At 55.6% G+C, this 8,606-nt stretch carries 10 protein-coding genes and 3 tRNA genes; 8 read left to right on the top strand and 5 right to left on the bottom strand.

The annotated features are described in order from the left end of the window. Positions 1-148 precede the first annotated feature (148 nt). The 5 genes from TALK_RS21655 to TALK_RS21635 all read left to right on the top strand — a co-directional run bounded on the left by TALK_RS21655 (position 149) and on the right by TALK_RS21635 (position 4,638). Positions 149-520: a GNAT family N-acetyltransferase gene (locus TALK_RS21655; RefSeq protein WP_085621246.1), complete on the top strand. Its 372-nt coding sequence runs from the start codon at positions 149-151 to the stop codon at positions 518-520. Between the two features lie 326 nt (positions 521-846). Next, positions 847-1,845: a TRAP transporter substrate-binding protein gene (locus TALK_RS21650; protein WP_085621245.1), complete on the top strand. Its 999-nt coding sequence runs from the start codon at positions 847-849 to the stop codon at positions 1,843-1,845. A gap of 134 nt (positions 1,846-1,979) precedes the next feature. Continuing rightward, positions 1,980-2,486: a TRAP transporter small permease gene (locus tag TALK_RS21645; protein WP_245830076.1), complete on the top strand. Its 507-nt coding sequence runs from the start codon at positions 1,980-1,982 to the stop codon at positions 2,484-2,486. After that, positions 2,483-3,751: a TRAP transporter large permease gene (locus tag TALK_RS21640; RefSeq protein ID WP_085621244.1), complete on the top strand. Its 1,269-nt coding sequence runs from the start codon at positions 2,483-2,485 to the stop codon at positions 3,749-3,751. The genes TALK_RS21645 and TALK_RS21640 overlap by 4 nt, the downstream gene beginning before the upstream one ends. 5 nt (positions 3,752-3,756) lie before the next feature. Next, positions 3,757-4,638, top strand: coding sequence for an isocitrate lyase/PEP mutase family protein (locus tag TALK_RS21635; RefSeq protein ID WP_211274874.1), 882 nt, complete (start codon positions 3,757-3,759; stop codon positions 4,636-4,638). Positions 4,639-4,863: 225 nt separating this feature from the next. Here TALK_RS21635 and TALK_RS22455 read toward each other — a convergent pair whose 3' ends face one another. The 3 genes from TALK_RS22455 to TALK_RS21620 all read right to left on the bottom strand — a co-directional run bounded on the left by TALK_RS22455 (position 4,864) and on the right by TALK_RS21620 (position 6,103). Beyond that, the gene (locus TALK_RS22455) at positions 4,864-5,100 is read right to left on the bottom strand and encodes a type II toxin-antitoxin system RelE/ParE family toxin (RefSeq protein WP_425444032.1); all 237 of its coding nucleotides are present in this window, start codon (positions 5,098-5,100) and stop codon (positions 4,864-4,866) included. A gap of 44 nt (positions 5,101-5,144) precedes the next feature. After that, a complete protein-coding gene (locus TALK_RS21625) occupies positions 5,145-5,438 on the bottom strand; it encodes a ribbon-helix-helix domain-containing protein (protein ID WP_085621242.1) in 294 nt (97 codons plus the stop codon). Between the two features lie 272 nt (positions 5,439-5,710). Further along, a complete protein-coding gene (locus TALK_RS21620) occupies positions 5,711-6,103 on the bottom strand; it encodes a RidA family protein (protein ID WP_085621241.1) in 393 nt (130 codons plus the stop codon). Between the two features lie 171 nt (positions 6,104-6,274). Between TALK_RS21620 and TALK_RS21615 the strand changes: the two genes are divergently transcribed. Then, complete coding sequence (locus TALK_RS21615; protein ID WP_085621240.1) at positions 6,275-6,871, top strand: TetR/AcrR family transcriptional regulator; 597 nt, start codon at positions 6,275-6,277, stop codon at positions 6,869-6,871. A gap of 127 nt (positions 6,872-6,998) precedes the next feature. Here TALK_RS21615 and TALK_RS21610 read toward each other — a convergent pair. Then, positions 6,999-7,075 (bottom strand) — tRNA-Thr (locus TALK_RS21610). A gap of 144 nt (positions 7,076-7,219) precedes the next feature. Then, positions 7,220-8,092 (bottom strand): 23S rRNA (guanosine(2251)-2'-O)-methyltransferase RlmB, encoded by an 873-nt coding sequence (rlmB, locus tag TALK_RS21605; protein ID WP_085621239.1) that lies wholly within the window; start codon positions 8,090-8,092, stop codon positions 7,220-7,222. Positions 8,093-8,287: 195 nt separating this feature from the next. On the opposite strand from rlmB, the gene TALK_RS21600 reads away from it, so the two are divergent. Together TALK_RS21600 and TALK_RS21595 are read left to right on the top strand one after the other, a co-directional pair. Next, a tRNA-Tyr gene (locus tag TALK_RS21600) sits at positions 8,288-8,372 on the top strand. 38 nt (positions 8,373-8,410) lie between these two features. Then, positions 8,411-8,484, top strand: a tRNA-Gly gene (locus tag TALK_RS21595). Positions 8,485-8,606: the final 122 nt, after the last annotated feature.

Raw genomic sequence — 8,606 nt, 5'->3', positions numbered from 1 at the left:
GGCAGAGGCAGAGGCAGAGGCAGAGGCAGAGGTAGAAGCAGAAGCAGAAGCAGAAGCAGAAGCAGGAGTTGGGACTGGGGCTAGGGCTGGGACTGGAGCTGGGGCAGGAGCTGGGACTGGGACTGGGGCAGGAGCTGAGGCTGAGGCTGTGGCTGGGGCAGGAGCTGAGGCTGAGGCTGGGACTGGAGCAGGAGCAGGAGCAGCGATTGTCGGCACGGTGCAACTTGATTGTGCTGCCATGCCCAATCAGGCCCATCGCGCCGATGTGTGCAAATTGATGGTTCATCCCGATTTCCGCCGCATGGGTATTGCCAAGAAATTGATGCAAGCGCTTGAAAAACGGGCAGATGTGCTGGGTAAAACCCTGCTGACGCTTGATACCCGAACCGGGGATAATGCCGAGCCGCTTTATGCGTCGCTGGGGTTTGCAACGGTCGGGGTTATCCCGGCCTATGCCCGTGATCCGTTTTCTGAAAAGCTAAGCGGCACCACCATCATGTATAAAATGACAGGTCGCTGATGGCGGGCAGGGGGTGTCGTGCGACTCATATTTTGGGGGCACGATTCCCGTGGTTTGTATTCAAAAACGGATGGCTGGCATGCCAGAAAACCGGCCGCCGATAAAATATTGCGCCGATTGTTGCCGGTGTGCAGCGCGGTATTTTGGCCGGGAATACAGGCTTTTTCCCCGGATTATTTGAAGTTTCGCGCCGATGTGCAGCGCACTAAGGGTTAATGCGGGCAGGGGGTGTCCTTGCAAAACATGTTGAATGGCGGGGGGGCTTTGGCACATCTTTGCGTTCCAAGGTCATCATATAAAACAAAAAACCCCGGAGGACGTTCATCATGAAGAAATTTGCCCTTGCGGCGGCCCTTGCGGCTGCTGTTGGATTTACCGGTGTTGCAAGTGTTGCCAATGCCGCCGATCTGACGCTGCGCATTTCGTTGCAATTGCCGCTTAAAAGCCACCTTGGCCAGAACCTTTTGATGTTCAAAAACGAGGTCGAGGCAAAATCCAACGGTGATATCGCGGTTGAGATTTATGACAGCGCCCAGCTTTATAAAGATAAAGAAGTCCCCGCCGCCGTTGGTTCCGGGTCGATTGAAATGGGTGTTGCATCCCTGACGCGCTATGTCGGCGATGTTCCGGCGGTGGATGTGTTCTATCAGCCGTTCCTGCTGGATAGTGAAGCCAAGGTACGTAAAGCCGTTGCCGTTGGATCGCCAGTACGCGGCCCGCTTGACGCGGCAATTGCGGAAACCGGTGCGACGGTTCTGTGGTGGCAGGCATACGGCGGGTCGATCATGCTGTCGAATGGCGGCCCGATCAAAGGCCCGGATGGTTTGACCGGTAAAAAAGTCCGCGTGTTTTCCAAAACCCAGGGTGATTTCATTTCAGCCGCTGGTGGCGCGCCGACCCTGATTTCCGGGTCCGAGCAATATATCGCCTATCAGCGTGGCACGGTTGATGTTGGCATGACCGGCATGTCCGGCGTTAAATCGCGTAAATTGTGGGAAGTCATGGATACCGTGACCACCACCAATGATGCTGATATTGAGTTCATTGTTGTGGTCAATACCAAGTTCTGGAATGACCTTTCCGAGGAACAGCGCAGCATCATTTCGGCCGCTGCGGTAAATGCCGAAAACGATGTGCGTGATCGTATGTCAACGATCGAGGCCGCCGCCTTTGAAGAAGCCAAAGCCAATGGCATGACGATTTATGCCCCGACCGACGACGAAATGGCGGCATGGCGCGAAGCGGCAAAACCGGTTCACGAAGCGTTTCTTGAACATACCGGTGATCTTGGCAAGCAGGTCTTTGAAGCGGCCAAAAACTTCTAGGACACGGTCGGTTTTATCGACGTTCTGATATCTGATGACATCACCGTAAACATGGCCATCATGTTTTGCGGTGATGTTGTTCCATCACCGGCTTATTTCAGGGGACGGCCATCGCCGGGGTTAAATGCCCGGGCATGGCCAATGTTTTAAACATGTTTGATCGTTTGATGCTGTTACTGGCATGGGTCGCGGCCCTTTTGTTTGTCGCCGCTGGTATCATGCTGACCTATGAGGTCATGGCACGATATTTCTTTATTCGCCCGACCATCTGGGCGGCAGAGCTTTCGCAGCTTTGCCTGATCTGGGGATCGCTTTTGGGCATGCCCTGGGCGTTGGGGGCGCGGCGTCATATTTCGGTCGATGCGGTGACCCGCCTGTGCCCGCCGCCTGTGCGTCGCGGGCTTGAAGTTTTGGCGATGACGGCGGTTCTGGCGTTTTCGGTCATGGTGATGATCAAGGGCTGGGACATCTTTTTTGAAAGTTTTGAACGCGGGCGTACCAGCGGCACCATGCTTGATCTTCCGGCATGGGTTTCCGAGTTGCCCGTGGTGATCGGTTTTGCCCTTTTGGCGGTTCAGGCGGGGGTTGAAATTATCGGCGTCCTGCGTGGCAAGGACATTCCACAAGGGGCACACGAATGACCATTATCCTGACACTGGCCGCGATGTTTGGCCTGTTGCTGATCCGTGTGCCGGTTGCCTTTGCGCTGGGCGGGCTTGGCCTTGCGATGCTGATCCTTGGCGGGTTTTCGCCCCTGATGGCCCCACAGGCGATATTATCGACCCTGGATGGCTTTATCTTGCTGGCGGTGCCGCTGTTTTTGTTGATGTCCAATATCTTGCTGCGCGCCGGGGTCGGCAATGATTTGTTTGCCGCCGTTAGCGCCTGGGTCGGGCATTGGCCGGGCGGGCTTGCGGTGGCGACGATTTTGTCGTGCGGTGTCTTTGCCGCAATTTCCGGATCATCGGTGGCAACGGCGGCAACGATTGGCACGGTTGCCATCCCGGAAATGATCCGGCGCGGCTATAACAAACGCTTTGTCTATGGCTTGATGGCCGCAGGCGGCACGCTGGGCATTCTGATCCCGCCGTCAATCCCGATGATCATTTACGGCTTTGTTACCGAAGAATCGGTGATTGCGCTGTTTCTGGCCGGGATCGGCCCGGGGATTGCGCTTTTGGTGTTGTTCATCGTTTATTCGATGATCTATGCCCGGTTTGGCGGGCAGGAACGCGAACCCAAACGCGATTGGGCCGAGCGCAAGCGGGCGACGTTAAAGGCGCTGCCTGCGGTTCTTTTGGCGATCCTGATCATTGTCGGGATTTATTCCGGGGCCTTCACCCCGACCGAGGCCGCCGCCATCGGCTTTGCCGCCGCGCTTGCGATTACAGCCGCAATGCGCATCCTGACCTGGAAGGCGTTAAAGCTTGCGATATTTGACTCGATGGCCACCACGGTTGCGATCATCCTGATCATTGCCGGGGCCAAGGTCTTTGGCAAGGCGATCACGCTGTATCGCATCCCGCAGGACATTTCGATGATGATCAGTCAGGGGATCGATACCGAACTTGGCTTTATCCTTGTCGTGACGATTGTGCTGCTGATCATGGGCTTGGTGTTTGAAGCGCTTTCGATGGTGCTGATCATGACACCGGTTTTGTTGCCTGCGGCCCTTGTCCTTGGTTTCGATCCGATCTGGTTCGGGGTTTACATGGTGATCATGGTTGAATGTGCGTTGATCACGCCGCCGGTGGGCTTAAACCTTTATGTCATTCAATCGGTCGCCAAAACCCGGCTGGGCGAGGTGGCATATGGCGTTTTACCCTTCCTGCTGTTGATGTTCCTGACCGCCGCCATTTTGTATGTCTGGCACGATCTGGCCCTTTATATCCCCTTTAAACTGTGACGCTTATGACCAAAATTCAAACACCTGCCGATAATCTGCGTGCGCTTTTGGCGCGCGGTGACCTGATCACCATGCCGTGCTGCTTTGATGCGCTTTCGGCCAAGCTGATTGAGCAAGAAGGCTTTGGCCTGACCTTTATGTCGGGCTTTGCCACATCGGCGGCGCGGATTGGCGAACCCGATCTTGGCCTGATGTCGTATGGCGAGGTGCTGGATCAGGCGCGCAACATCACCGATGCCGTATCGATCCCGGTGATTGGTGATGGCGATACCGGTTATGGCAATGCGATGAATGTGCGCCGTACTGTGGCGGGCTTTGCCAAGGCGGGCTGTGCGGCGGTGATGATCGAAGATCAGCTGGCGCCCAAACGTTGCGGCCATACCAAGGGTAAAGAGGTCGTTGGCCGCGACGAGGCCTTTGACCGCATCAAGGCCGCGGTGGATGCCCGCGAAGCCGGGGCGGATATTTTGATTTTGGCGCGCACCGATGCCCGCCATCAGCATGGCTTGGCCGAGGCAATTGACCGGGCGGCGAAATTTGCCGAACTTGGCGCGGATATCCTGTTTGTCGAAGCGCCCAAGTCTGTTGATGAAATGCGCACACTCTGTGCCGCCCTGCCGGGGGCCAAGATGGCCAATATCGTTGAGGGCGGGGAAACACCCGACCTGACGCCGGAAGAGCTTAAGGAAATCGGCTATCAGATTGCCGCCTATCCGCTGTCGCTTATGGCAGCCGCGATGAAGGCGATGGTTGAAACCCTGCAACTGATGAAAGCAGGCAAGCCACGCGGCGATATGCTGATGGATTGGCCGGAGCTTCGCCAGCGCATCGGGTTTGATGCTTATTATGAAGAATCGGAACGCTATGCGTCTTCGAAACGGGGTTAAGGGCTAATCCTGCTTGATTTGATAGGGGCGGTGTCATGCCGCCCCTTTTTGCGTCAAGCTGGCGGCGGTATCTGGATTCCCGCCTGCGCGGGAATGACGGAGGAGGGGCGGGAATGACGAAGGAGGCAAGGCCCGTAATTTATCGTCACTCCCGCGAAGGCGGGAGTCTATGGAGGCAGATGCGGTCTTGCCTGTGTCTGTGCCGGGGCCTTTGTCTTTGTGGGGTCAGTCTTCGCTAAACTGAACCGCAGCATCACGGGCACCATGTAACACACGCATGATGACCAGACCGGAGGGTATTACCCGGTAATAGATGGCGTAATTTCTGTGAAAGAAAACACGAAGGCCCGGTGACAGAGCATCACGTGCGGGGCCAATTTCCGGGTTGAGGCAAAGTGGAGTAAACCGGTCTTGAATTTCATAGATCAAACGCGTTGCCGCATCCTGATTATCCTCGGCGATAAACGCCCAGATATCGGCAAGATCATCTTGCGCCGTTTCGGTAATTAAGAGCCGGAGCGACTTTGTAATCTTTGCTGTCCTTTTTTGACGATCTGATCCGGATCAAAGGTTTCAACCCGTGCTTCGGCGACATCCCTGTCTGCAACAGCAATATCTGCGCGCAAGGATTCAAGCTCTGTTTCCTGAAGTCTGCGTTTATGTTGCCAGTCTCGCAAGGCGTCTCTGACGATCTCGCTGCTTGAGGCATAGGCGCCTTGCGTCAATGCAGACCGCATGGCAAGTGCCATTTCCTGTGTTACCGTAACGGTCATGCGTTCAATCGTATTGTTCTTGCCCATGATCTTTCTCCAAGCATCGATAGTATGACTTTATCATACTTAATCGTATTTTTCATCTGTGATTGCGGCTTGCGATGAAGGCGATGGTCGAAATCCTGCACCTGATGAAGGCGTCTCATCGGGTTTGATGCTTGTTACGAAGAATCAGAACGCTATGCGTCGTCAAAGCGCGGGTAGGGGAAAGCCGTAATTGATATGTCGTCAAACGGCGCGCGAATGTTTGTCGCGCGCCGTTTTGTGATTTCAATCCGATGATCTTTAGGGGCCTGACCCTAGGCCGGAATACGGGCGATGACCTTGATTTCAAAATCAAACCCGGCAAGCCAGTTAACCCCGATTGCGGTCCAGTTCGGATAAGGCGCTTTGGGGAAGACTTCGCCTTTTACCTTCATGATCGTTTCGAACTGATTTTCCGGATCGGTATGAAAGCTCGTCACATCGACGATATCGTCAAGCCCGCATCCGCCGGCCTTCAGGGTTGCTTTAAGATTGGCGAATGCCAGACGGACCTGTGCCTCAAAATCCGGCTCGGGCGCGCCATCGGTGCGGCTGCCGACCTGACCGGAGACGAACAGAAGATCGCCTGATTTGATCGCTGCGGAATAGGCGTGCTTCTCATAGAGGTCATGCCGGTCGGCGGGGAAAATAGCGTTACTCTGTGCCACGTGGATTTTCCTTATTGTGTGTCTGAAAAAGGGTGCCGATAGATTTGTATCGGCCGCTTAATTTCACATACGATGCGTATATAAAATTCAGATACAATGCGTATGTCAAGTTTTATATACGTGACGTATGTGAAGTGATATGTGTCGCCCCATTGACGAAGGAGGTTTGCCATGGCTGCACGGCGTCGCCAGGAAACAATGGAAGAAAACCGCGCAAAGCTGATTTGCGCCGGGCGGAAAGCATTCGGGTCGCAAGGATTTGCTGCGTCATCAATGGATGAGCTGACGGCATCCGTTGGCCTGACGCGCGGGGCGCTTTATCACAATTTCGGCGACAAGAAGGGGTTGCTTGCGGCTGTTGTGGCGCAGGTCGATGGCGAGATGGCATCGCGTGCCCGTGCCGCCAGTGCCCGCGCCGGGGACGAGTGGCAACAGCTTTTGGCCGAAGGAACAACCTATATCGCGATGGCGCTTGACCCCGAGGTCAGAAGGATTGTGTTGCTTGATGGTCCGGCGTTTCTGGGCGATCCGTCGCATTGGCCAAGCCAGAATGCCTGTCTGGAGGCCACCAAAGAAGCGGTTGAAAGATTGATTGCCGCCGGTGTCATGAAGCGGGTTGATATCGATGCCGCCGCCCGGCTTCTTTGCGGTGCGGCCCTGAACGCGGCGTTGTGGGTTGCAGACAGTGATGATCCGCAATCTGCCCTGCCCAAGGCGGTTGATGCCTTCAGCCTTATGGCCGAAGGGTTTCTGGTTGAAAAACGTTAGTTCCCCGATTTGTTGACCGGATGCCCGCCTTCGCGGGCATGACAGAGACAGGGAAAGTGTCCAACTTGTCGCGCCGCAGGCAAAAGAAAACCCCGCAGCCAAAAAGGCGTACGGGGTTTTCTTTTAATGGTGCCGGCAGAGAGACTCGAACTCCCAACCTTCGAATTACAAATCCGCTGCTCTACCAGTTAAAGCTATGCCGGCTCAGGCGGCGCGAAACATAATCCGTGCCGCGTGTGATTGCAAGTCTTTGATGCAGGGAAAATAGCATCAATTTATGTGATGTATTTTCCCTGCTTTTATCCGTGGCGCAACCACCGGAAATCCCGGCGGTTGGCCGGTTTCATCTTAGCGACGGTACAGTTCGTAAAGCGCAACGGCGGCGGCATTCGAAACATTGAGGCTTTCGATGCGATCGGACATCGGCAATTTGACCAGAAAATCGCAATTTTCGCGGGTGAGGCGGCGCAGGCCTTCGCCTTCGGACCCCATGATGATACCAACCCGGCCTTTCAGCTTGGCTTCGGCAAGGGTTTGTTCGGCATAACCATCCATGCCAGCCAGCCAGAAATTGGCACCTTTAAGCTTTTCGATGGTCTGGCTGAGGTTCCCGGCATGGATATAGGGCACGGTTTCAAGCGCGCCACTGGCCGATTTTGCCAAGGTCCCGGTTTCAAGCGGGGCGTGACGATCCGGCACGATCACCGCAGCCGCGCCAAAGGCGGCTGCACTGCGCAGGATTGCCCCGACGTTGTGCGGATCGGTGACCTGATCAAGGATCAGGACCGTGCAGGTTTCGTCATCGCGGGTATCGGCAATCAGTTCTTCGACTGAAATCTGTTCCAAGGGGGCGCAATGCATGGCCATGCCCTGATGAACGGTGCCCGGTGGCAACATTTCATCCAGATCGGTGCGACCTGCGGCGTCAAGCTGCACATCGGTGCGTTCGGTATCGGCAAGGGCGGCGACGATTTCGTCGCGCACGGCCTCGGACGCCCAGATTTTGTGAATCGTGCGTTGCGGGTTATAGATGGCGTTCATAACCGGGTGACGTCCGAAAAGAATCAGGCGCGAATTGCCGCCTGATCCGCCGCTATCGCGGCCCCGGCTTCGTCCTCGGCGCGAATTGCCATCGCGCTTGTCATCGCCTTGCGGGGAGCCTTCGCCCGGGCCGGTTCCACTGGAACGGTTGGCAGGACGGGAATTGTTGCGACGCGACATGATGGCGGAAACCTCCGGGCAGTAAGGATATGAATGCTGTTTGTTTCGCTCTGAATGGAAAACACGGGGAACATATAGGAAAAGAAATACGATTTCGTGTTTTTTTTGCTGTTGACAAGGCAGGCCCCTGCAACGTATTCCCTCCCTCGCCGAACGAAGCCGGGGGGCAGCCCCCGACAGAGTTTTGCCCCGGATGGAGGGGTGGCAGAGCGGTCAAATGCAGCGGACTGTAACTCCGCCGACTTAGTCTACGCAGGTTCGAATCCTGCCCCCTCCACCACTACTCTCGCCCTCGCGAGGGCTCGCAGACGAAAATATGCGGGTGTAGCTCAATGGTAGAGCAGAAGCCTTCCAAGCTTACGACGAGGGTTCGATTCCCTTCACCCGCTCCAGAATTTTAAAAATGTACCCGTCGGTTTGTGCGGTGGGTGCGACGTGTTTTTTTTGTCGGATTGGGATCTGAAGGCCATGGCCAAGGAAAAATTTGCTCGTACAAAACCGCACGTTAACGTCG

It is taken from the genome of Thalassospira alkalitolerans (assembly GCF_002115745.1).
Lineage (GTDB): Bacteria > Pseudomonadota > Alphaproteobacteria > Rhodospirillales > Thalassospiraceae > Thalassospira > Thalassospira alkalitolerans.
The sequence above is the reverse complement of the archived record's forward strand: the minus strand, read 5'-3'. Positions and strand labels throughout refer to the sequence as shown.